The organism is Collinsella sp. TM05-38, assembly GCF_003466445.1.
GTDB lineage: Bacteria > Actinomycetota > Coriobacteriia > Coriobacteriales > Coriobacteriaceae > Collinsella.
The window spans coordinates 27,595-48,545 of the sequence record NZ_QSPM01000010.1; the positions used below are offsets into that span (position 1 = coordinate 27,595).

At 61.4% G+C, this 20,951-nt stretch carries 17 protein-coding genes and 1 tRNA gene; 13 read left to right on the forward strand and 5 right to left on the reverse strand.

The features are described 5' to 3' along the window. Positions 1–73 precede the first annotated feature (73 nt). Both DXD49_RS06840 and glmU read right to left on the reverse strand, forming a co-directional pair. Positions 74–1,060, reverse strand: a complete 987-nt coding sequence (locus DXD49_RS06840; RefSeq protein WP_089573682.1) for a ribose-phosphate pyrophosphokinase — start codon at positions 1,058–1,060, stop codon at positions 74–76. A gap of 192 nt (positions 1,061–1,252) precedes the next feature. Beyond that, positions 1,253–2,665, reverse strand: a complete 1,413-nt coding sequence (gene glmU, locus DXD49_RS06845; RefSeq protein WP_117794578.1) for a bifunctional UDP-N-acetylglucosamine diphosphorylase/glucosamine-1-phosphate N-acetyltransferase GlmU — start codon at positions 2,663–2,665, stop codon at positions 1,253–1,255. 96 nt (positions 2,666–2,761) lie between these two features. Here glmU and DXD49_RS06850 point away from each other — a divergent pair, with 96 nt between their 5' ends. Genes DXD49_RS06850 through DXD49_RS06860 form a run of 3 tightly spaced genes read left to right on the forward strand, consistent with a single transcriptional unit; the run spans position 2,762 to position 5,922 of the window. Continuing rightward, positions 2,762–3,751, forward strand: a complete 990-nt coding sequence (locus tag DXD49_RS06850; protein ID WP_233541762.1) for an energy-coupling factor transporter transmembrane component T — start codon at positions 2,762–2,764, stop codon at positions 3,749–3,751. A 19-nt stretch (positions 3,752–3,770) separates the two neighbouring features. Continuing rightward, positions 3,771–5,204, forward strand: a complete 1,434-nt coding sequence (locus tag DXD49_RS06855; RefSeq protein ID WP_199568986.1) for an ABC transporter ATP-binding protein — start codon at positions 3,771–3,773, stop codon at positions 5,202–5,204. A gap of 4 nt (positions 5,205–5,208) precedes the next feature. Beyond that, a complete protein-coding gene (locus DXD49_RS06860) occupies positions 5,209–5,922 on the forward strand; it encodes a DUF6580 family putative transport protein (protein WP_117794579.1) in 714 nt (237 codons plus the stop codon). Positions 5,923–6,270: 348 nt separating this feature from the next. On the opposite strand, the gene DXD49_RS06865 is transcribed toward DXD49_RS06860, so the two are convergent. Next, a complete protein-coding gene (locus DXD49_RS06865; RefSeq protein ID WP_117794580.1) occupies positions 6,271–7,089 on the reverse strand; it encodes an exodeoxyribonuclease III in 819 nt (272 codons plus the stop codon). Between the two features lie 135 nt (positions 7,090–7,224). On the opposite strand from DXD49_RS06865, the gene DXD49_RS06870 reads away from it, so the two are divergent. From DXD49_RS06870 to DXD49_RS06885, 4 genes are all read left to right on the forward strand, one after another. After that, on the forward strand, positions 7,225–7,977 hold the full coding sequence (locus tag DXD49_RS06870; protein ID WP_117794581.1) for an NAD-dependent protein deacylase: 753 nt from the start codon (positions 7,225–7,227) through the stop codon (positions 7,975–7,977). A gap of 94 nt (positions 7,978–8,071) precedes the next feature. Beyond that, positions 8,072–9,799 (forward strand): dihydropteroate synthase, encoded by a 1,728-nt coding sequence (gene folP, locus DXD49_RS06875; protein WP_117734764.1) that lies wholly within the window; start codon positions 8,072–8,074, stop codon positions 9,797–9,799. Then, positions 9,800–10,501 carry a hypothetical protein gene (locus DXD49_RS06880; RefSeq protein ID WP_117734763.1) on the forward strand — a complete coding sequence of 234 codons (702 nt, stop codon included), beginning with the start codon at positions 9,800–9,802 and terminating at the stop codon, positions 10,499–10,501. A gap of 251 nt (positions 10,502–10,752) precedes the next feature. After that, positions 10,753–11,949, forward strand: a complete 1,197-nt coding sequence (locus DXD49_RS06885) for an ATP-binding protein (RefSeq protein ID WP_117794582.1) — start codon at positions 10,753–10,755, stop codon at positions 11,947–11,949. A 105-nt stretch (positions 11,950–12,054) separates the two neighbouring features. Here DXD49_RS06885 and DXD49_RS06890 read toward each other — a convergent pair whose 3' ends face one another. Next, positions 12,055–12,828 carry a type III pantothenate kinase gene (locus tag DXD49_RS06890; RefSeq protein WP_158553175.1) on the reverse strand — a complete coding sequence of 258 codons (774 nt, stop codon included), beginning with the start codon at positions 12,826–12,828 and terminating at the stop codon, positions 12,055–12,057. A 196-nt stretch (positions 12,829–13,024) separates the two neighbouring features. On the opposite strand from DXD49_RS06890, the gene DXD49_RS06895 reads away from it, so the two are divergent. Together DXD49_RS06895 and DXD49_RS06900 are read left to right on the forward strand one after the other, a co-directional pair. Further along, positions 13,025–13,101 (forward strand) — tRNA-Met (locus DXD49_RS06895). Positions 13,102–13,306: 205 nt separating this feature from the next. Beyond that, positions 13,307–14,980 (forward strand): DNA methyltransferase, encoded by a 1,674-nt coding sequence (locus DXD49_RS06900; protein ID WP_117794583.1) that lies wholly within the window; start codon positions 13,307–13,309, stop codon positions 14,978–14,980. 8 nt (positions 14,981–14,988) lie between these two features. Here the strand turns inward: DXD49_RS06900 and DXD49_RS06905 are convergent, their stop codons facing one another. Further along, the gene (locus DXD49_RS06905; RefSeq protein ID WP_117794605.1) at positions 14,989–15,960 is read right to left on the reverse strand and encodes an IS1595 family transposase; all 972 of its coding nucleotides are present in this window, start codon (positions 15,958–15,960) and stop codon (positions 14,989–14,991) included. Between the two features lie 166 nt (positions 15,961–16,126). Between DXD49_RS06905 and DXD49_RS06910 the strand changes: the two genes are divergently transcribed. The 4 genes from DXD49_RS06910 (at position 16,127) to DXD49_RS09915 (ending at position 20,880) form a co-directional block, all read left to right on the forward strand. Continuing rightward, the gene (locus DXD49_RS06910) at positions 16,127–17,269 is read left to right on the forward strand and encodes a type IIL restriction-modification enzyme MmeI (protein WP_369831611.1); all 1,143 of its coding nucleotides are present in this window, start codon (positions 16,127–16,129) and stop codon (positions 17,267–17,269) included. Continuing rightward, positions 17,262–18,137 (forward strand): hypothetical protein, encoded by an 876-nt coding sequence (locus tag DXD49_RS06915; protein ID WP_147347839.1) that lies wholly within the window; start codon positions 17,262–17,264, stop codon positions 18,135–18,137. Before DXD49_RS06910 ends, DXD49_RS06915 begins: the two co-directional genes overlap by 8 nt. Before the next feature lie 92 nt (positions 18,138–18,229). After that, on the forward strand, positions 18,230–19,162 hold the full coding sequence (locus DXD49_RS06920; protein WP_117794586.1) for a DUF4268 domain-containing protein: 933 nt from the start codon (positions 18,230–18,232) through the stop codon (positions 19,160–19,162). Between the two features lie 275 nt (positions 19,163–19,437). Then, positions 19,438–20,880, forward strand: coding sequence for an RNA-binding domain-containing protein (locus DXD49_RS09915; protein WP_117794587.1), 1,443 nt, complete (start codon positions 19,438–19,440; stop codon positions 20,878–20,880). The last annotated feature ends 71 nt before the right edge of the window (positions 20,881–20,951 follow it).

The window sequence follows — 20,951 nt, forward strand, 5'->3', positions numbered from 1 at the left end:
AGGGATAGAAAAAGGGTCGGAAGCGAGCTTCCGACCCTTTAAAAGCATCAAAGATGATGCGATGCGCGTTGGATTACAGTGCGAAGTCGCCGCCGACGAGCGTGGAGACGGGCTCCTCGTGGTAAACGGCGGAAATGGCCTGGGCGAACTCCTCGGCGACCGAGATGGTCTTGATCTTGCCGCCGACCTCGACGGGGATGGCGTCGGTGACGACGCACTCGACGATGGGGGCGTCGTTCAGGCGCTCGATGGCCGGGCCGGAGAAGATGCCGTGGGTGGCGCACACGTAGATGTCGCCGGCGCCCATGGCCTTGAGCTCCTTGACGTTGGCGCACAGGGTGCCAGCGGTGTCGATCATGTCGTCATTGATGATGCAGGTCTTGCCCTTGATGTCACCGATGATGCCCATGACCTCGGCGGCGTTGTGGCGCGGACGGCCCTTGTGGGCGATGGCGAGATCGCAACCGAGCATGTCGGACAGCTTCTTGGCGGCCTTGGCGCGACCCACGTCGGGGGACACGACAACCAGGTTGTCGGTGTCGAAGTGCATGTCGTTGTAGTACTGGCCGAACAGCGGCAGTGCGGACAGGTGGTTAACCGGGATATCGAAGAAGCCCTGGATCTGGCCCTGGTGCAGGTCGAGGGTGATGATGCGGTTGACGCCGGCGCGCTCGAGCAGGTTGGCGACGAGGCGGGCAGTGATGGGCTCGCGCGGGCCGGCCTTGCGGTCCTGGCGGGCATAGCCGTAGTGGGTGATGACGGCGGTGATGGAGCGGGCAGACGCGCGCTTGGCAGCGTCGGTGGCGATGAGCAGCTCCATGAGCATGTCATTGACGTTGCCGCCGGCTACGGACTGAATCAGGAAGACGTCGGCGCCGCGGACGGTCTCGTCGTAGCGGGCGTAAATCTCACCATTGGCGAACTGCTTTAGCGTAAGGCCCGAAAGCTCGACCCCAAGGTACTCAGCGATCTTCTGAGCGAGGGGACGGTTGGAGGAACCGGAATACACGCGGATGGACTTGCGCATATTCTCCGACTTCTCGGGATCATTAATCGGCATTACCCTTCTCCTTTATACATCGAATGCCATATAGATGCCTTGTTGCATTGTAACCGCGCGATAGGGTTTATCGAGTCTTGATAACGTCTTTACCGTCAACGGACACGAACCGACCACTCATCCGGTTGCGCAGGTCACGATAGAAAAAAAGAGCTGCTCCATGGAACAGCTCCTTTTGTGCTTGGTAAAACGTTATACCTCGTCGTCCTCGTGCAGACGGCGGCGATAATCGGCGGCCCAGCCCTCAATATTTACCTGACGGGCGCGGCCCAGGCCGAGTGCGTCTGCCGGAACCGGCTCGGTGATGACGGAGCCGGCGGCAACGAGCGCGCCGTCGCCGATCTGGGCGGGCGCGACCATCATGGTGTCGGAGCCGATGAAGGCGTCCTTGCCGATGACGGTCTTGTGCTTGTGGACGCCATCGTAGTTGCAGGTGATGGAGCCCGCGCCCACGTTGACGCCGGAGCCCATGGTGGTGTCGCCGATGTAGGACAGGTGCGGCACCTTGGAGCCCTCGCCGATCGTGGACTTCTTGATCTCCACGTGCGTGCCGGCCTTGGAGCCATCGAGCATGTGGGTGCCCGGGCGCAGGTAGGCGCGCGGGCCGCAGTCGACGCCGTTCTCGATGACGGCCTCGATGGCGATGGTCTCATCGATGGTGCAGCCGCTGCCGACGGTGGTGTCGGTGAGGCGGCTGTTGGGGCCGAGCTGGCACTCCTCGCCCACGGTGACGTGGCCGATCAGGTGCGTCTGCGGCCACACGACGGTGTCGCGGCCGATGACGGCGTCGGGACCGATCCAAGCCTGCGTGGGGTCGATGAAGGTGACGCCCTCGGCCATCCAGTGCTCGTTGATGCGATCGCGCGCGATGGCGGTGAGCTGCGCGAGCTGGATGCGGCTGTTGACGCCCAGACCGTCGCGGTAATCATCGCAGTGGAAGATGGAGACCGCCTGGCCGTGGCCCTTGAGAATTTCGAGCATGTCGGGCAGGTAATACTCGGACTGCGCGTTGTCGTTGCCGATCTCGTCAATGTGGGCGGCGAGCTGCGCGCCGTCAAAGGCGTAGCAGCCGGCGTTGCACTCGAGCAGCGCGGCGGCCTGCTCGGGCGTGCAGTCCTTCTGCTCGATGATGCGCTCGATCTGGCCATCGGCGCCCAGCTTGATGCGGCCGTAGCCGAAGGGATCGGGCGGGGTCATGGTCATGACGGTGCAGGCGAGCTCGCCGGTGGCGACGGTCTGTGCGAACTTTGCGACGGTGTCGGCGGTGATGAGCGGCAGGTCGCCGTTGAGCACGACGACGGGGCCTTGCGTGATGCCACAGGCCTCGAGTGCGACCTTCACGGCGTGGCCAGTGCCCAGGCGCTCGGTCTGCTCGACGCACTCGACTTTGGTGGCGCTGGTGGCGTAGGCGCCGTCGATAAGGGCGCGCATCTCGTCGGCGTGGCTGCCGATGACGACCACGACGCGGCTGCAGCCGGCCTTGATGGTGGCGTCGACGATCCACTGAACCATGGGCTTGCCCAGGATCTTGTGCGAAACCTTGCAGTGGTTCGACTTCATGCGGGTGCCCTCGCCGGCGGCGAGGATAATTGCGGTTGCGTCCATGTGATCTCCTGTTACGTTATAGAGACGTGTGTTTGGAAACGATACACGGCGCAATATGATACCGCAGGCATATGATGAGCGCGTAACGATTGGCGCATGGCGGCCGATGTCGGTGTCGCCGGTGTGGCGTTTGCGCTGGTTGTGTATGGCGTCGGCGGCGCTGCGGCGTTGGCGTTTGAGCGAGGGGATGGGGGGGCCGTGGACATCACGCGAGAGGAATCGGGCAGTGAGCCCGTCGCGGCATTCTCGATGTCGCACCCGGCGGTGCCGGCGCTCTATATGGTGCTGACGCTGGGGCTTACCATGTTCTCGATGCAACCGGTGTTGATTGCGCTGTCGCTTGCGGGCGGGCTGGCGTACGGGTTTGCGACGCGCGGTGCAGCGCGTGCGCTGGGGGCGCTTCGCTGGCAGCTGCCGGTGATTTTGATCATCGCGCTGGTCAATCCGCTGTTTAGCGCCTCGGGCTCGACGGAGCTGTTCCGCATCGGCATGCGCGCGGTGTATTTGGAGAGCATGGTATACGGCCTGTGCATGGGTGGGCTGTTTGTGGCGAGCGTGCTGTGGTTTGAGGCTGCGGCGTCGATGCTTGGCTACGACAAGGTGCTTGCGCTTTTGGGCAACGCTGCGCCGGTGGTCGCGCTCATGATTTCGATGTGTATGCGGTTGATTCCGCAGTTTCTGCGCCGCGGCCGCACGGTGCTGGCGGTGCAAGATGCGATTGACGTGCCGGGGCGCGCGCCGGCCGACCCCGTGCGCTCGCGCCTGCGGGCATCGAGCGTGCTGATGGGCTGGGGCATGGAAGATTCGCTGGAGCGCGCGGACGCCATGCGTTCCCGTGGGTGGGGCGTCGCGACGCGTCGCACGACGTACGCGCGGTATCGGCTGGGGCGCGGCGATGTTGCCGCGCTGGTTGGGCTTGCGGCGTTTGGTGCCGCCGCGGTAGCGGTGGCATGGGTTGCGACGACGCAGTATTCGTTTTACCCGCAGCTTTCGGTGCCGGCACCGTGGCCGGGCTATGTTGTATACGCGGCTTGGATGGCACTGCCCTGTGTGCTGCACGCGGTTGACGAAAAGAGGTTTGGCTGATGACTCGGTGGACGGGAGCATGATGACGGACATGGTGCGCGGCTCGGATGAGCCGGCGATTGAAGTGCGAGGCCTGCGCTTTGCCTACCCCGGGGCCGAGGCGCCGGTGTTCGATGGTCTCGATTGGCGCGTTTCCCAGGGCGCGTTTGCGCTGCTCGTTGGTGGTACCGGGTCGGGTAAGTCGACGCTGCTCTCGCTGCTTAAGCCCGAGATTGCGCCGACGGGTGAATGCGCTGGTGAGTTGCGCGTGCTGGGCGAGAACGTTGCCGACATGGACGTTCGGGCGTCCGCGGAGCGCGTGGGCTATGTGTTTCAGGACCCCGAAAACCAGATTGTGTGCGAGACCGTGTGGCACGAGATGGCGTTTGGCCTGGAAAACTTGGGCATGTCGCGCGACGAGATGCGCCGTCGCGTGGCCGAGACCAGCTATTTCTTTGGGTTGGAGGATTGGCTCCACCGCGATACCGACACGCTTTCGGGCGGACGCAAGCAGCTGCTGTCGTTGGCGGCCGTGCTGGCGTTGCGCCCGCGCGTGCTGCTGCTCGATGAGCCCACGTCCCAGCTCGATCCCGTTGCCGAGAAGAATTTCCTGCATGCGCTGTTTCGTGTGAATCGCGAGCTGGGCTGCACGGTTGTTGTGGCAACGCACCAGCCGCGGCCGATGCTCGAGTATGCGACGTGTGCGTACCGGATTAAGGGCGGTCGCGTGCGCGAGGCGGTTGACCTAGCGAGTTTGGGTAGTCGCGAGGGACTTTTGGCTTTGGACTCTTGCCGGCCCGCGCAGGGGGCGGCGACGAGTGCGGCAGCGGCTATCCGCGAGGGCTGGTTTCGCTACGATCGCGCGGGCGGTTGGGTGCTGCGCGGGCTCGACGTGGCGTTTTCGGCCGGCGTGGTGCATGCGGTCGTGGGCGGAAACGGCTGCGGCAAGTCAACGATGCTCTCGGTGCTGGCCAAGACGGCTAAGCTGCAGCGTGGCCGCATGGTGCGTGGGACGGCTTCGGCGGCGCTGCTGCCTCAGAATCCCAAGGCCCTGCTGGTTGCCGAGACGGTTCGCGATGAACTAATGGAATGGGCTTCGACCTGCGGGTACGACGAGGCCGTGGCACAGGAGCGCGCGGCAAGTCTGGGGCTGTCGGGCCTGGATGGGCGCCACCCGTACGATCTTTCGGGCGGACAGCGTCAACTGCTTGCATTGGCAAAGCTGCTGCTGATTGGCCCCGAGCTGTTGCTGCTTGATGAGCCCACCAAGGGCCTTGATCTGGCAAGTCGCTGCATTATCGCCCGAGCCCTGCGTGAGCATGCGCAGGCCGGCGGCACCGTCATCATGGCCACGCACGACCTGGACTTTGCCGAGCAGGTCGCTGACGAAATCGCCATGATGTTTGACGGCGAGATCGCCTGCGTGGAGCCGCCGACCGACTTCTTTGCCGACAACGTGTTTTATAGGGCGTGATGGAATGGCGGATTATCGCGTCTCGCGCCTACTTGCAAAAATGGAAATCCCGCTGCTGCTGGCGGTCCCCGCAGTGATGACTGCGGCGTTGCTGGCGGGCGTTGAACAGGCGGCGCTTGCCATGCTTGTCGTGGTGGCGTTGGTGCTCGCGCTGTTCTTTGCGGGCTACGAGGCGTCGCGCCCCGGCCTGCGCCAGATTATGCCAACGCTGGTTCTGGCGGCGTTGGCCGCGGCGGGGCGTATCTTGTTTGGCCCCATTCCCGACTTTAAACCCGTGAGTGCCATCGCCATTATCGCGGGGGCGACGCTTGGGCGTCGCAACGGGTTTATGGTCGGCGCGCTGGCGGCGCTGACCAGCAACTTCTTTTTTGGCCAGGGTATGTGGACGCCGTGGCAGATGTATGCCTGGGGACTCGTCGGCTATGTTGGCGGCGCCCGGGCGCATGCGGGTGCGTTTGACCGTGCGGATGGGACCGTGCGCATGCCGGCATTGCTTGCGTACGGTTTTGCATCGGGCCTGCTCTATGGCGTCGTGATCAACGCATACGACATCATCGGTTTTGTGCAGCCGCTCACGTGGGCGGGCGCCGTGGCGCGTCTTGCCACGGCGGTGCCGTTCGACATCACGCACGGACTCGCGACCTGCGTGTTTTTGGCCGCCCTGTACAAGCCCTGGTGTCGCCGCATCAACCGAGTCGTCGTGAAGTACGGGCTGTAGGGCTGGTTGTGTCGGGGCGGGAATCAATACTGTCGAAGTACCATTTCAAAACTATGCCGGTTTACGGGGCTAGATTGGCACAGGCAGGCCATACCGACTTTTTTCGAAATAGAGTAAGCCGTTTACCTGCAGTTTTATTATTTCTGAATTGCGTATGGTTGGGGGTTTGCGATTTAGCCCCGTAAACCGGCATAGTTTTGAAATGGCCGGTTGACATGACGGGCATCGTGGCCCTCAGAGAGCCAAATTGATCCGTTTTCTTCCGTCCCCAGACGTCCCCGGGAATCAGCTGAACCCGCCCGCCACGAAATCGCCCCGCTTTTCTTCGTCTTTGGGAGATCGGTTGGGTTAGAGCTCAAGGGCGAGGGTGACGGGGCAGTGGTCGCTGCCAAAGATGTCACCGCGGATGCCCGTGTCGCGCACGTTGCCGGCGATTGCGTCGCTCACCAGGAAGTAATCAATGCGCCAGCCAGCGTTGTTTTTGCGAGCATTAAAGCGGTAGCTCCACCAGCTGTAGACGCCCTCGACGTCGGGGTTTGCCGCGCGCCAGGTATCGGTAAAGCCGGCATCGAGCAGCTCGGTGAACTTGCCGCGCTCTTCGTCCGAAAAACCCGCGTTGCCGCGGTTGGACTTGGGGCTCTTAAGGTCGATCTCCTCGTGCGCCACGTTAAAGTCGCCGCAGGTCACCACGGGTTTACCGGCATCGCGCTCAAGTGCGCTTAAAAAGCCGCGGTAGGCATCGTCCCACGCCATGCGCACATCGATGCGGGCGAGCTCGTTTTGGGCGTTGGGCGTATAGACGTCGACAAACCAAAACTTATCGAACTCGAGCGCGCAGACGCGGCCCTCGGTTGCGGCCTGCGCCACGAGCTCTGCCGCCTCGCCCTCGCCGGCGTAGGGCAGCAGGGCATCGGCGCGCAGCACGCGCAGCGGTTCCTGGCGGCTAAAGACCGCGGTGCCCGAATAGCCTTTGCGCTCGGCGTAGCTCCAGGTTTGGTGATAGCCGGGCAGGTCGATATCGACCTGGCCCTCTTGCAGCTTGGTCTCTTGCAGCGCCAAGATGTCGACATCGAGCTCCTGCGCGATCTGGATAAAGCTCGGGTCCTTTTTGAGCACGGCGCGCAGGCCGTTGACGTTCCACGAGGCGAAAGTGTAAGTCTGAGGCATGGTGTCCTTTCGACGGGGTTGGCAGGCTTAAGATTAGCGCAACAAGGGCGGAGCGGGCACCATGCGTGACAACCCAAGGGCCGCGTGCTGGGATATTGCCCGACGCTGCCCGACCAACCAGGACGGAGGACTCGTATGACGCAGGCAATATCGGACCCCAAGCAGGCCTCCGCGGCGCTGGCGGAGCTGTTCGATACCCACGAGCGCGTGGTGTTCTTTGGCGGCGCGGGCGTTTCCACGGCGAGCGGCATTCCCGATTTCCGCAGCGTGGACGGCCTGTATCATCAGCAGTTTGCCTACCCGCCCGAGACTATGCTCTCGCATAGCTTTTACGAGACGCATCCGGCCGAGTTCTTTGACTTCTACCGCACCAAGATGATCGCGCTTGGCGCCAAGCCCAATCGCTGCCACACCAAACTGGCCGAGCTGGAGCGGACCGGCAAGCTTAGCGCCGTGGTGACGCAAAATATCGACGGCCTGCATCAGATGGCCGGCTCGCAGCGCGTGTTCGAGCTGCACGGCTCGGTCCACCGCAACATTTGCCAGGCGTGCGGCGCAGTCTATAGCGCCGAGTGGATCTGTGCGCGCGATCACGAGGATGCCGCGGGCGTGCCCGCGTGTCCTGTGTGCGGCGGCCGCATCAAGCCCGATGTGGTGCTCTACGAGGAGCCGCTCGACGAGCATGTGCTTACCGGTGCCGTTGCCGCCATCGCCGCGGCCGATGCCCTTATTGTGGGCGGGACTTCGCTCGTGGTGTATCCGGCGGCGGGCCTTACGCGCTGCTTTACCGGCGATACGCTGGCCATTTGCAATCTCGCTCCCACCGATCAGGATGCAAATGCCGACCTGCTGATTTCTTGCGACATCGCACCCGCGTTTGCGTTCTAGCCCGCGCACGCGGATACAATAGAAAGACTGACTGCAAAACGACCCCGCCGCCAGCGCCCAAGCGCGGCGGCGTGGGCATTTTAGGAGGATGTTCATGGCGAACGATAGCAAGACATGGCGGTGCGGAAAGTACGAGCTCAGCTTTGACCGTCCGCGCATCATGGGCGTCCTCAACGTGACGCCCGATTCGTTTAGCGACGGCGGCGAGCACTTCGATGCGGATGCCGCTATCGAGTACGGCCTGGCGATGCTCGACGCCGGCGCCGACATCATCGACGTAGGCGGCGAGTCCACGCGCCCCGGCTTTACCCCGGTCAATCCCGACGAGGAGGCTCGTCGCGTGCTGCCCGTGGTGCGCGCGCTGGCAAAAGAGGGCGCCATCGTCTCGATCGACACGCGCCACGTGGCGGTTGCCAAGGCTGCCGTGCGCTGCGGTGCCTCGATCGTCAACGACGTGACGGGCTTCACCGACCCCAAGATGGTCGAGTTTGTCGCGACAAGCACCTGCGGCGTCATCGTGATGCACGCCGGCGAGGTCGCGGCACCTACCCGCACACATGCAACGGTGCAGCTCGATACCTCGGCCGCGGCGTTTGTTGCCGAGAAGGCGCGCGAGGCGGCTGCCGAGGCCGCGCGAGAGGCCGAGAAGCCGGCTCGCCGCCGTCGCGGCAAGCTGCTGGGCGAGCCCAAGACGGAGGCCAAGCTTCCGGGCGGCGTGGTGCAGCCTTCGCTGCCGTTTGGCGACCCGGAGCCCGCGCCCGAGCCTGCGGACGAGCAGAAGCAGGCGGCACCGGCGGCCGAGCAGGTCGCCCCTGCCGCCGAGCCTGCCGCGACCCCCGAGCCCGCGCCGGAGCCCAATGACCACCTGGCAGCCATGATGCGCCGCAGCGCCCGCCGCGAGGAGGCCTACGTGCCCACCTCTCAGCTCCGCCGCTTCACCCTGCCCGATTCGGCGCCCATCATGCGCCGCGTCATGGGTTTCCTGTCCGACCAGGCCCGCACGCTCATCCATGCCGGCGTGTCGCGCGATCGCATCTGCATCGATCCCGGCCCGGGTTTTGGCAAGACGGCCAACGAGGATATCGTCATCCAGCGCGAGACCGCCAAGATGGCGTCGCTGGGCTATCCGCTCATGTGCGCCGTGTCGCGCAAGCGTTTTGTGGGCGCCGTCTCGGGCGTGACCGAGGCGGCCGCGCGCGATGCCGCCACGTTTGGTGTGTGCCTGGGCGCCATCCAGGCCGGTGCCAACATCGTGCGCGTGCACGACGTCACCGGCTTCGCGCAGTTCCTGAACGGTTACTGGGCCGTCGCCAAGCCGCAGCCGCGCCGCGCGTTTGTGGCCGTGGGTTCCAACCTGGGGCATCGCTGCGACAACATCCGAGCCGCGCGCGACATGATCGCCGAGATCCCGCTCACCTGCGTGTCCAACTGCTCGCGCATCTACGAGAGCGAGCCGGCCTACGAGACGCGCCAGGACGCGTTTGCCAACGCCGTCATTGAGATCAAGACCGAGCTGGCGCCGCTGGTACTGCTTGACGAGCTGCAGAAGATCGAGCTCGAGCTGGGCCGCGACCGCTCCAAGAAGGCCAAGGTCAACGGCCCGCGCACCATCGACTTGGACCTGCTGTGGATGGATGGTGAGACGCACGGCGGCAAGAAGCTGCGCCTGCCGCATCCGCTGATCGGCGAGCGCGACTTTGTGCTGGTGCCGCTCGAGGACCTGATGCACGACCCGGCGCGGTTCTTCCGCTTCAACGGCGTCGAGGTCAAGGAGCCCGAGGACCGCGTGGGTCATATCGTGGGCGAATTGGGGCGTATGTAGATGATTGAGATGAATGCTGTAGCCGCCGGCACCGAGCTTGATGCCGCGCGCGACGCGGGCCGCGAGGGTGCGTCTGCGGGTTGGTGCGCTTGGAGTGCGGGTGAGGCGTCGTTGACGTTTTCGCTGGTCGTGCGCCCGGACGTGAATATGCATGCCTTCCACGGCCTGCCGTTTGTGGCGGCGATGGGCATGATGGACGCGCTTGTGGGCACGGCTTCGACGCCGGGTCTGGGCCTTGCCGGCAAGGTGGGTATTGAGTGGCCGAGCAACATCGTGTGCGGCGCGCCCGCGTTCGAGACGCCGTTCGCACGCGTTGCCGTGAACGGTGGCGCCGGTGCCGCGGGCATGTTCGGTGCCGTGACGGTGGATATTGAGCGCACGGCGCTGAGCGGGCTTGGCGTGGATATGGCCGACGAGGCGCTGGTTGAGGCGCTGTCCGCCGCCGTGCTGACCCGCGTGGGCGCTTGGGCAGTTGTTGCCAACACGCCGCAGGGCGCTGCCGGCCCGTTGGCTCCGGTGCTGGGCGAGTACTTCGATATGGTGCCGCTGCTGGGTCGTCAGGTTGCGGCGGTGTCGCCCAACGGTTTGCCGCTTGCGGTCGGTGTGTTTGCGGGCCTGGATATCTGGGGCCGTGCGACCATCAAGACCGATGCCGGCGAGCAGGAGTTTCCGCCCGAGGCCGTACGGATTCGCGGACTGTAACGCGAGGCACCCGCGCTCAAAGATAACGATGACAACGAAGCCCTCTTCGGCCTGTGCCGGGGAGGGTTCCGCCTATCTGGGGAATGGGTTGCCAGCGCCTATTCCTCAAAATTGAAAAATTTTCGTTTTTGAGGAATAGGATTAAGGCAGCTCGGTCTTTCGCGAGGTATATTCGCTATAGAGCCTATTCCTCAAAACTGAAAATTTTTCAATTTTGAGGAATAGCGATAGAAGACCGCAGGGAGGCACCAATGAAACTCATCAATAGAACGTCATATATGGACACGTTGACGAGCCTTATTGGCGTACCGGACATCAAGGTCATAACGGGCATTCGCCGTAGCGGTAAGTCAAAATTGCTCGAGGCCCTCCGCGATTACGTGGAGGCAAATCTGTCCAATTCGAATGTCATCCATATCAATTACAACCTCGACGAGTTCGAGGGCCTGCTCGAATATCATGCCCTGCTCGCCTATGTAAAAGAGTATCGAGTGTCCGGCAAGCAAAACTTCCTGCTTATCGACGAGGTTCAGATGTGCGACGGCTTTGAACGCGCGATCAACAGCCTCCATGCATCCGAGCAGTACGACATCTTCATCACCGGATCGAACGCTTTTTTGCTGTCGAGCGATCTGTCGACGCTCTTTACGGGGCGCACGTTCGAGATCGAGGTTTTCCCATTCTCGTTTGAGGAGTATCGTCTCTATGGCGACGAGGGCGAGGTCGACCGCGACTTCGATGAGTACGCGAGAACCGGCGGTATGTCCGGCTCTTACCCTTATCCACTGCAGGAGCAGCGCTATCAATATCTCTCCAACGTCTTCAAGACGCTCATTGTGAGAGATATCGTGCAGCGGCATAACGTGAGAAACGAATCGGCGCTGCTGCGCATTGCCGATTACATGATGGACAACGTTTCCAACATTACGTCGGCACGCAACATTACTGATGCATTAAATGCGGATGGGCTAAAGATTACGAACAAGACGGTCGGCACGTACATGGGGTACCTGTGTGATGCGTTTGCCTTCTATAAAGTTCGTCGGTACGACATTCGCGGCAAAAAATACCTTAAGAGTGGCGAGAAGTACTATCTGGCGGATCATGCGTTTAAATATGCGCTTCTTGGTACACGTGATATGGATTGGGGACGCGTATACGAGAATATGGTGGCAATCGAGCTGCTGCGTCGCGGATACGAGGTATACGTCGGCGTGCTCTATAAAAAGGAAATAGACTTTGTAGCAATCAAGCGGAGCGAGAAACTCTACATTCAGGTGAGCGACGACATCAGCTCGGATAAGACATTTGAACGCGAGATTTCGCCACTGCTGAGCATTGGCGATGCGTATCCCAAGATGATTCTCGCCCGCACGCATCACGAGGCCACGGATCGCGACGGAGTGCAGATCGTGGACCTGGCGAGGTGGTTGTGCGGCGAGGCGTAGCAGAAAGCCTATTCCTCAAAACTGAAAAAATTTCGTTTTTGAGGAATAGGACCGATGCATTGCTTAGTCCGCCGCTCGCGCCCGTGCTCGACTTAAGCCCCTGCCTTACCCCAGCTCCTGCATGCGGCGATAGATTTCGCAGATACCCTTAATGGTAAGTTGTCCGTCGACCACGTCGAAGGCATCGGTCGAACCGGCGACGATGCTGGCGAGGCCACCCGTGGCGATAACGGTGACATCCTTGCGGCCCAGCTCGCGCTTCATGCGCGCGACCAGGCCCTCGGCCATGGCGGCGGCGCCCACCACGGCGCCGACCTTGATGCACTCCTCGGTATCGCGGCCGATGGCGTACTCGGGCGCCTCGAGCGGAACGCTGGCGAGCTTGGCAGCTCGGGCGGCGAGCGCGTCCATCGAAATGCGGATGCCCGGCGCGATCGCTCCGCCAATGTAATAGCCGTCCTCGTCGATGACGTCGATATTGGTTGCGGTGCCAAAGTCCACCACGATCGCCGGGGCGCCGTAGAAGGTCTCGGCAGCGACGGCGTTGGCGATGCGGTCGGCACCAACGGCTTGGGGGCGCGCCGCCCGCAGTTTGGTCACCGCAGCCGTCTGCGGCCCGATGACGATGGCGTCCGCGGCAATGCGGTCGGCCACGGCGTGCCACTCGCGCGAGAGCTGCGGCACCACGCCGGCAAAGGCGATTGCGTCGACCGCATCGAGCGAAAGGTCGTACATCTTAAAGAAACCCATCAGGCGCACGTGGATCTCGTCGGCGGTATAGGAGCGGTCGGTGGGCATGCGCCACGACTGCACCAGCTCGTCTCCGTCAAACAGGCCCATGGCCGTTTGCGTGTTTCCCATATCGATAGCGAGCAGCATGTCTACTCCCGGTGTCGGCATAAAAGGACGCGCACCATTGTATACGTGCCGTCGACGGCGCTCGGCTGCGATTCGTTTACGGTGATAGGGGCTGAGGGGTTTAAATATGAAGGAACTATGCTCTACGAGATTTTCCTTGCCGTTTACCGAACTCCCGCGTAGTATTCTTTTTTGCGCACATGAGGCGCCCAGACATTGCGGGGTGGAGCAGTCTGGTAGCTCGCCGGGCTCATAACCCGGAGGTCGTAGGTTCAAATCCTGCCCCCGCGACCAAGACTTTTAGCAGCTCAGAGGTATTGTTCCTCTGAGCTGTTTTCTTTTATCTTGACAATGCAGCGAGGACTCCTGAGCGGAATATGAGCAGATTGCAACGACCGCCAAGGCAAAACAGATGCCAATAAAACTAAAACCAGCTAAATAGAAGTGAAGAACCCGTAGAATCTTCCTCAGTGGAAAAGGCTATCAAGTGAGGGTCCGTATGCCAGGAAAGAAAGCCGATGCAGAAGCTTTTGCAAGCAGGTGGGCGAACAAGGGAAATGAGAACCAGGACACGCAACGGTTCTGGATCGACTTCTATCAGAATGTCCTGGGCGTGGAGGATGCGGTCTCGAGACTTGAGTTCGAGAAGCCCGTCTCCACCGATGCGAGCACGCACGATGGGTATATCGACGTCTTCATACCGTCGGCCAAAACCCTTGTCGAGCAAAAGTCGCTGGGAATCGATCTCGCCAAGGAGGAGACGCGCCAGGGCCGCAAGGTGACGCCCGCGAAGCAGGGCAACGCCTACGCTCAGGGCATGCCCCTCTCCCAACAGCCTCGCTACATCATCGCTTGCAATTTTGCCGAGTTTTGGGTCTTCGACCGCGAGCGGGACTCGCTATGCCGGGAGCCTCTCTTCAAGTTGCCGCTCGCCGAGCTCCCCAAGAACCTCGCGGCCATTCAGTTCCTCAAGGGCGGGGCAGAGGCCCCGGCCACGATTTCCCGTGCCGTTTCCGTCGAGGCCGGCAAGATCATGTCGAAACTCCATGACCAGGTCGCCGAGGCGTTCGATGATCCCGACACGCCCGAGAATCACCATGCGCTCTCCGTGCTCATGACGCGCCTCATGTTCCTCATGTTCTGCGAGGACTCGGGACTCGTGGCCCCCAACGCCTTCCGCGACTACGTCGCCCACTTCTCGGCAGGCGATCTCAGGCGCGGCCTCAAGGACCTTTTCGTTTGGCTCGACACCAAGGACGAGGAACGCGACAAGTACGCCGAGCCCTGGCTGAAGAAACTGCCCTACATGAACGGCGGCCTCTTCCGGGAGAAGACGGAGATTCCGCCCCTGTCCGAGAACTTCCGCCATACGCTCATCGTCGAGGGGTGCCAGGAGTTTGATTGGTCGGGCGTGAGCCCCACGGTTTTCGGCTCCATCTTCGAGGGTGCGCTGTCCCACGACCACCGCCGCGCAAACGGCCAGCACTTCACGAGCCCCGAAAACATCCACAAGGTCATAGACCCGCTCTTCCTCGACGGCCTCAAAGCCGAGTTCGATGAGGCCTGCGCCAAGCCCGTCGCGGGCGGCGCGAGGACCCGTGCGCTCAAGGACCTGCATGAAAAGATCGGCGGCATCTCTATCCTCGACCCGGCCGCCGGCTCGGGCAACTTCCTTACCGAAAGCTACCTTTGCCTGAGGCAGCTGGAGAACCGCATTCTTTTCGAGCTCCAGGGCGATCAGGCATCGTTCAGCTTCGAGGAGTCGGGCGACCGTGACGTCCTCGTAAGCCTGAGGAACTTCCACGGCATCGAGCTGGAGGACTTCGCTTGCTGCGTCGCCCGCACGGCGCTCTGGATCGCCGAGAAGCAAGCGGACGCCGACACGGCAAAGGTGACGCAACGCGTTTACCAGGAACTGCCTCTTACCGATTACAAGGGCATCGTCAACGCTAACGCGCTACGCATCGACTGGAACAGCGTGGTCCCGGCTGATGAGGTCGACTACGTACTCGGCAACCCGCCGTTCATCGGACAGTCGCAGAGGACCGATGAGCAGGTGGACGACCTAAAATTCGTTTGGGGCAGGGACTACGACGGCTATCTCGACTATGCGACCTGCTGGTATAGGAAAGCGGCCGATTATTTGGTTTCTGACAGTCTAGGAAACGGGTGATGGATTCGCTATGTCGAGCTGCGGAAACGCGCCTCGGTGAGCAGCAAATGGCGAACCACCCTTGCGGTCTCGGGCCATCTCTCGGAGTCCCGCTTGACCCTGAACAGGTAAACGAACCAGTTGAGGTACGACTGGAGGTTCGACATCGACATGCCCGTGAACCTCCAGAGGTACCGCTTGAGCCAGGAGCAGAGGTTGTTCACCATGGCCATCCGCTCCAGGTAGACCGGGTCGTTGACGTCGGCCCTGTGCGCCTCCTCGGCGCAGCCCGACTCGCGGATCAGCGCGCCGTGCGCCCTCTCCCTGTCGTGGACGACCAGGCTCCCCTCGGCGATATGCCCGCCGAGCGCCCCCAGCACCCTCGCCGAGCTGGGCTTTCCGCGGCCGCACACCACGGCGACCGGGTTCTTGTGCACGTCGATGGCGACCGCTATGCAGACCTTCTGGCGGGACGGCCCGCGCTTCCTCGCCACGCCGTACCCAAGATGCAGGTCGGTGTCGTTCACGTAGGTCTCGTCTATCCAGACCAGGTCGCACAGGACGATGCGGTCCTGGTAGCCGTCGACGGCGGCCATCACGCGGTGGCGCCACTCCCATGCCGTCTGGTGGGTTATGCCCAGCTCCTCGGCCATGGCGTCAAGGGGCACGTTGAACCGCATGAGGCCGATGAAGCGGCACCAGGTCGCCATGTCGGACTTGGACCCCTCAAGCACCGTGCCGGTGAGCGAGGTGAACCTGGCCCCGCAGGCGCGGCAGCGCCAGCGCTGGACCCCTCCGGCGGTCCTCCCGTCCCTGAAGGGCGAGGCCGCGCGGCAGGAGGGGCAGGCGGGGTCGGTGCGGTAGAGGTCGGCGGCCTCGGCGAGGGTGCCGAAGCCGTGCTTCTCGCGGCAGCACCGCTCGTCGACGGCCCGGCGGAGGAGCTCGAAGTCCCCCTCGTCGAGCGCCGCGACGGCGTCCGCGAAGGCGCTGTGTCGGTTCATCTGGGCGTTCCCGTCCGCAGCGGGGCCCACCCGGCGGGATTGTCGCCAAACAAGAGCCGGGTGAGCTCCGCTGCAAATTCTCGTTTGGCGGGAACAGGATAGCACGGCGCGCCCGGCGGACCATGTCGGGGCCGGATCCATCACCCGTTTCCTAGACTGTTAAAATTTGGTTAATACTGACGCGGAGTTTTCGTTTGTCTCGACGAACTCGATTTGCCAGGGCCAGCCGGTTCCATCCCTTTTCAGACCCCTATTCGACGCGGGATGGAGGGTCAGTTTCGCACACCGTTCTTTCGTATGGGATTCGGCGGCTGACGACGAGGCCCATGTGCACGTAGTCATCGTTGGATTCTCCCAGGGTCCCGTGGAGCCTGTTGCCTTCTCGTATCATCGGGCCAAAAGGACGATTGAGCATCCGAACAATTTGAACGGTTACTTGCTTGACGCCCCGAACGTCTTTGTTGAGAAGAAAATGAGACCACTGTTTGAGGATGTATCTCCTATGGTCATCGGAGGTAAACCGGCGGATGGGGGATACTTCCAGATTAAGACAAGAGAAGAATACGAGGACGTTATTTCCGACAGCGTCGCCGCAAAATATGTAGTCCCGTGTGTGGGAGCCCAGGAGTTGATTAACAACAAGGAAAGATGGTCTTTGTGGCTTGCGGACGCGCCTAGATCGGATATCGCCAAATCCCCGATCTTGAGGGAGAGGGTCCAGGGAGTCCGAGATTTCCGTTTGGCCTCGAAGAAAGCATCGACGAGGCGGCTTGCTGATGAGCCCTGGCGCTATGCTGAGGTGAGGAAGGCCGACGGGCCGTTCCTCTGTGTCCCGCGTCACTTTTCCGGTGGGCGAAAGTACTTCACGGTCAAACGGTGTGAATCCGGGGAAATCGCTACGGACGCCTGTTTCTTCGCCGACGACCCCGATGGTCTCCTGTTCGGAATCATCTCATCAGGGGTCTTCATGGCGTGGCAGAAGGCGGTCGGAGGCGAGCTCAAGAGCGACTGCCGTTTCTCGAACACCATCGTGTGGAACAACTTCCCCCTGCCGAAATTAACCGATGAGGGACGGCGGGCCATCATCGATGCCGGTCAGGCGGTGCTTTCTGCAAGGGGGCTGTATCACGGCGCATCCCTGGCCGACCTCTATAAACCGGCGGACGAGTTCCTGTATCCAGAGCTGTTCGAAGCCCACGGCAAGCTCGACGAGGCAATCGAATCGGCCTACAGCGTCGATTTCAAGGGAGACGAGAACAAGATCGTCTCCCATCTATTCAATCTCTATGCCGAAAAGGTCGGTGAGTAGCGTGAAAGGGGGTGCCGTAAAGCCGAAAGAGGGAGCGGAGCTATCCGATCCCGATTCCGTGGAGGAGGGTATCAGGGACCTAAAGGTCGAAGCTGATCGGCAGGAGGAGGAAGCCCAGAGATATGCCATTGCCTTCCTCCAGAAGGTGATGAGGCTGAAGGGCGTGGCGATCGAGCGCGACCATTTCCTCCGCTCAGAGTTTCGTAAGCGGGGCGTCTCGGACGAGCGAGTGGAGCTCGCGATTTCAACGAGCCCGGCATCCGCCGGGCTGGATTCCGGCCTTGTCGACTCCATCGCCATGGACGTTATTGATTTCGAGGCGAAGAAATCGACCGTCCTTTCGTTTTCCGCGGGATTGCCCGGAGGGCTCGCGATGCTCGGAACGATCCCGGCGGATGTGACGCAGTACTATGTCCACGCCTTTCGAATCATGCAGAAACTGGCGTATCTCTACGGCTGGCAGTCATTTATCGACGATTGCGACGAGATGGACGATGAGACCTTGGCGGCCTTCGCTCTTCTCCTGGCCGTGATGGCCGGCGTGAGCGGTGCCAACTCCGCCTTGACGGCGTTTTCCAAAACGGTTCAGGCCAATGTGGCCAAGAAGGTCGCCAACAAGGCGCTTATGCAGACAAGTTACTACCCGATTATCAAAAAGGTCCTTGCCGGGATCGGCGTCAAGATCACCAAAAGCAGTTTCGGCGACGCGGTGAGCAAAGTCGTTCCGGTCGTCGGCGGGTTCATCTCGGGAGGCCTCACGTTCGTCAGCCTAAAGGGCGGGTCCAGGAGACTTGCAGGGGAGCTCAGGTCATTGCCACAGGCGACAGGCCCCGCAACTGCGGAACGGTCGGGCCCCGTTGGACTATAAGCCGATTCGGTAAACTAGAACAGAAAGAGGAGCCAGATATGGCAGTTAACTTGAAGACTGCGAAAGGCACGTATCGGGCGAGAGGATGACGGATGAAGACTTATAACCTGGACACCATTCAGAAAGTCCCCCTGCGCGAGGTGTGGCCGCATGAGGCCCACGACTTCACCAAGTGGCTGGCCGAGGAGCAGAACCTCGCAACCCTCGGGACGGCGGTCGGAATCGAGCTCGAGCTCATAGAGACGGAGTCCTCGGTCGGATCGTTCAACGTGGACATCTACGCGCAGGAGTCCGGTACGGGCCGCAAGGTGATCATCGAGAACCAGCTCGAGGACACCAACCACGACCATCTCGGCAAGGTGATCACGTACGCCGCCGGCAAGGGCGCTGAGGTCGTCATCTGGGTCGTGGCGCGCGCCCGCGACGAGCACCGCCAGGCCATCGAGTGGCTCAACCAGCACACCGACAGCGACTTCGGGTTCTTCCTGGTCGAGGTTGAGCTCTGGAAGATCGGGGACTCCCTGCCCGCCCCGCGCTTCGGCGTGGTCGAGCAGCCGAACGAGTGGACCAAGACCGTGAAGCTCTCCGAGGGGCTCAGCGAGACCGAAAAGGTCAAGCTGGCGTACTGGACGGCCTACCGCGATGTGGCGGGCGGCCATCCGGAGTTCCTCAAGGAGTTCAGCCCGCAGAAGCCCAGCAAGGACCATTGGTCGACGCTTCGCCTAGGGGTCTCGGCATACCATCTCGCCCTGCTCATCGATACGCAAAAGGGCCGCACGGGCATCGAGCTGTACGTGGACGACGACAAGGAGATCGGGCACCGCGCCATCGCCAACAGCGGGGTCTTCGAGGAGCACCTCGGGCTGACGGCGGCACCCTTCGATGCGAAAAAGGCCTCGGGACTGCGCTTCTACAAGGCGGGCCACCCCATCAAGGGCCACCAGGACGCATGGCCGGGGTACATCGAGGAACAGCTCGGATGGGCCCTCGAGATGAAAAAAATAATCGCGGAGATTGGGCTCTAGAAAACGCCCCGGCAGTAAATGCCGGGGCGTTTTGATTGCCGCTTTTCCTTTGAAGGGATCTTGACTCTTTTTGTTATATGAAGCGGATGGGCCATCGATAATCACGGACCGGATGGTTTGCCTTGTCGACCGATAGACTCCAATTAGCAGGAGTTGTGACAATCCTTAACTAAAATGGTGACGTCTGAATAGACTGTAAAGGAGCCGCTAGACATAGTCCGTCTTATGATGCCTTTGGCTTACACTTCTTTATGGAGCCATATAAGGAGGCGACAATGCAACAACCTATCGCGACAAACGATGTGAATCTATTTTCTACCCTCGGGGAGAATCAATACTTCGATCGAAAGAGCGCCCGCAAGGATGACAAGGAGATCGCGAAGCATATCAGCGCATTCGCCAACTCGGCGGGAGGCAAGCTTGTTATCGGTATCGAGGATAACGGTGAGGTAACGGGCTTCAAGCGTAATGGCGCGCGCGACATTGAGAATTTTGAGCGCGCTGCACTTACGACCTGCACGCCGACCCCTATTGTCCATAAAGACCGAATCCCCGTGGTCAATTCCTCGGGCGAGGACGATTTCATTCTCGTTTTGGACGTCGATGCCTCGACCAATCACTCTGTTGCTCGCATGAGTGACGGCGAGGTGTTCTTGCGGCAGGACGACAAGAGCGTGAAGCTCAGCCGTGAACAGGTCTACGCCCTCGAGTACGACAAGGGGCAGAGAATCTTCGAGGACGAGCTTATCGAGGATTCCTCCCTAGATGACGTGGACCACGAGGTGCTTGATCGCTACAAAAAGATTCTTGGAACCGAAGTTTCCGACGACCAGGTTCTTAGAAGTCGCCGTTTCATGCGTGACGGAAAGCTGACTGTTGCCGGAGCCCTGCTATTCGCGCGGGATCCGTCCGCAATAATGCCGCAGGCCCGAGTCCGTGTCCTGCGCTATGACGGCGTCAAGATGGAGACGGGTGAGCGTCTCAACATCACGAAAGAACGAAGCTTCTGTGGGCCGCTGCCCAAGGTTATCCAAGACGCCTACGAACTCATTTCGAGCATGCTCCGCGAATTTCAGTTCCTGGGGGCCGACGGGAAATTCCAGACCGTTCCCGAGTATCCTGAGTTCGCTTGGTTCGAGGGTCTGGTCAACGCGGTGACGCATCGCGACTACTCGTTCCGCGGCGACTATATTCGGGTCTCGATGTTCGACGACCGTTTGGTAATTGTCAGCCCGGGTGCGCTTCCCAATATCGTGACGCTCGACAACATGAGGACCACTCGTTACTCGCGCAACCCACGCATCGCACGCACGCTGGTCGAGTTCGGTTGGGTCCGAGAGCTAAATGAGGGTGTCAAGCGCATTTATACCGAGATGCAAAACTTCCTACTCAACGACCCGGTCTACACGGAGCCTGATGGGGCGAGGGTCCAGCTAACGCTTGAGAACAATATCGTTGCCAGAACTGTTAGGAGAAGCGAGGCTCTTGAGGACAAAGTGTCGCCCGAGGTAATCGCCTCGTTGGGAGAGTATGAGCTCGCCGCCGTCAGGTTGGCCTTCGCAAACGGAAGGGTAACAGCAAGGGAACTTGCGACGTACATCGGGAGAAATCGCCGCACAGCAAGCCGAGTGCTTGGCAAGCTAATCGAGGAGGATGGGCTGCTCGAATGGCATGGCTCCTCTCCCAACGACCCAAAACAGTTCTACACGATAAGATAGGGTGATCGCTCTATGTCGCACCTCTGTCGCAGTAATGTCGCACCTCTGTCGCAGTAATGTCGCACCTCTGT

Bases quoted from the DNA above. Each gene is read 5' to 3' on its own strand.
- DXD49_RS06840 (WP_089573682.1), bottom strand. From the start codon at position 1,060: ATGCCGATTAATGATCCCGAGAAGTCGGAGAATATGCGCAAGTCCATC.
- glmU (WP_117794578.1), bottom strand. From the start codon at position 2,665: ATGGACGCAACCGCAATTATCCTCGCCGCCGGCGAGGGCACCCGCATG.
- DXD49_RS06850 (WP_233541762.1), top strand. From the start codon at position 2,762: ATGGCGGCCGATGTCGGTGTCGCCGGTGTGGCGTTTGCGCTGGTTGTG.
- DXD49_RS06855 (WP_199568986.1), top strand. From the start codon at position 3,771: ATGATGACGGACATGGTGCGCGGCTCGGATGAGCCGGCGATTGAAGTG.
- DXD49_RS06860 (WP_117794579.1), top strand. From the start codon at position 5,209: ATGGCGGATTATCGCGTCTCGCGCCTACTTGCAAAAATGGAAATCCCG.
- DXD49_RS06865 (WP_117794580.1), bottom strand. From the start codon at position 7,089: ATGCCTCAGACTTACACTTTCGCCTCGTGGAACGTCAACGGCCTGCGC.
- DXD49_RS06870 (WP_117794581.1), top strand. From the start codon at position 7,225: ATGACGCAGGCAATATCGGACCCCAAGCAGGCCTCCGCGGCGCTGGCG.
- folP (WP_117734764.1), top strand. From the start codon at position 8,072: ATGGCGAACGATAGCAAGACATGGCGGTGCGGAAAGTACGAGCTCAGC.
- DXD49_RS06880 (WP_117734763.1), top strand. From the start codon at position 9,800: ATGATTGAGATGAATGCTGTAGCCGCCGGCACCGAGCTTGATGCCGCG.
- DXD49_RS06885 (WP_117794582.1), top strand. From the start codon at position 10,753: ATGAAACTCATCAATAGAACGTCATATATGGACACGTTGACGAGCCTT.
- DXD49_RS06890 (WP_158553175.1), bottom strand. From the start codon at position 12,828: ATGCTGCTCGCTATCGATATGGGAAACACGCAAACGGCCATGGGCCTG.
- DXD49_RS06900 (WP_117794583.1), top strand. From the start codon at position 13,307: ATGCCAGGAAAGAAAGCCGATGCAGAAGCTTTTGCAAGCAGGTGGGCG.
- DXD49_RS06905 (WP_117794605.1), bottom strand. From the start codon at position 15,960: ATGAACCGACACAGCGCCTTCGCGGACGCCGTCGCGGCGCTCGACGAG.
- DXD49_RS06920 (WP_117794586.1), top strand. From the start codon at position 18,230: ATGAAGACTTATAACCTGGACACCATTCAGAAAGTCCCCCTGCGCGAG.
- DXD49_RS09915 (WP_117794587.1), top strand. From the start codon at position 19,438: ATGCAACAACCTATCGCGACAAACGATGTGAATCTATTTTCTACCCTC.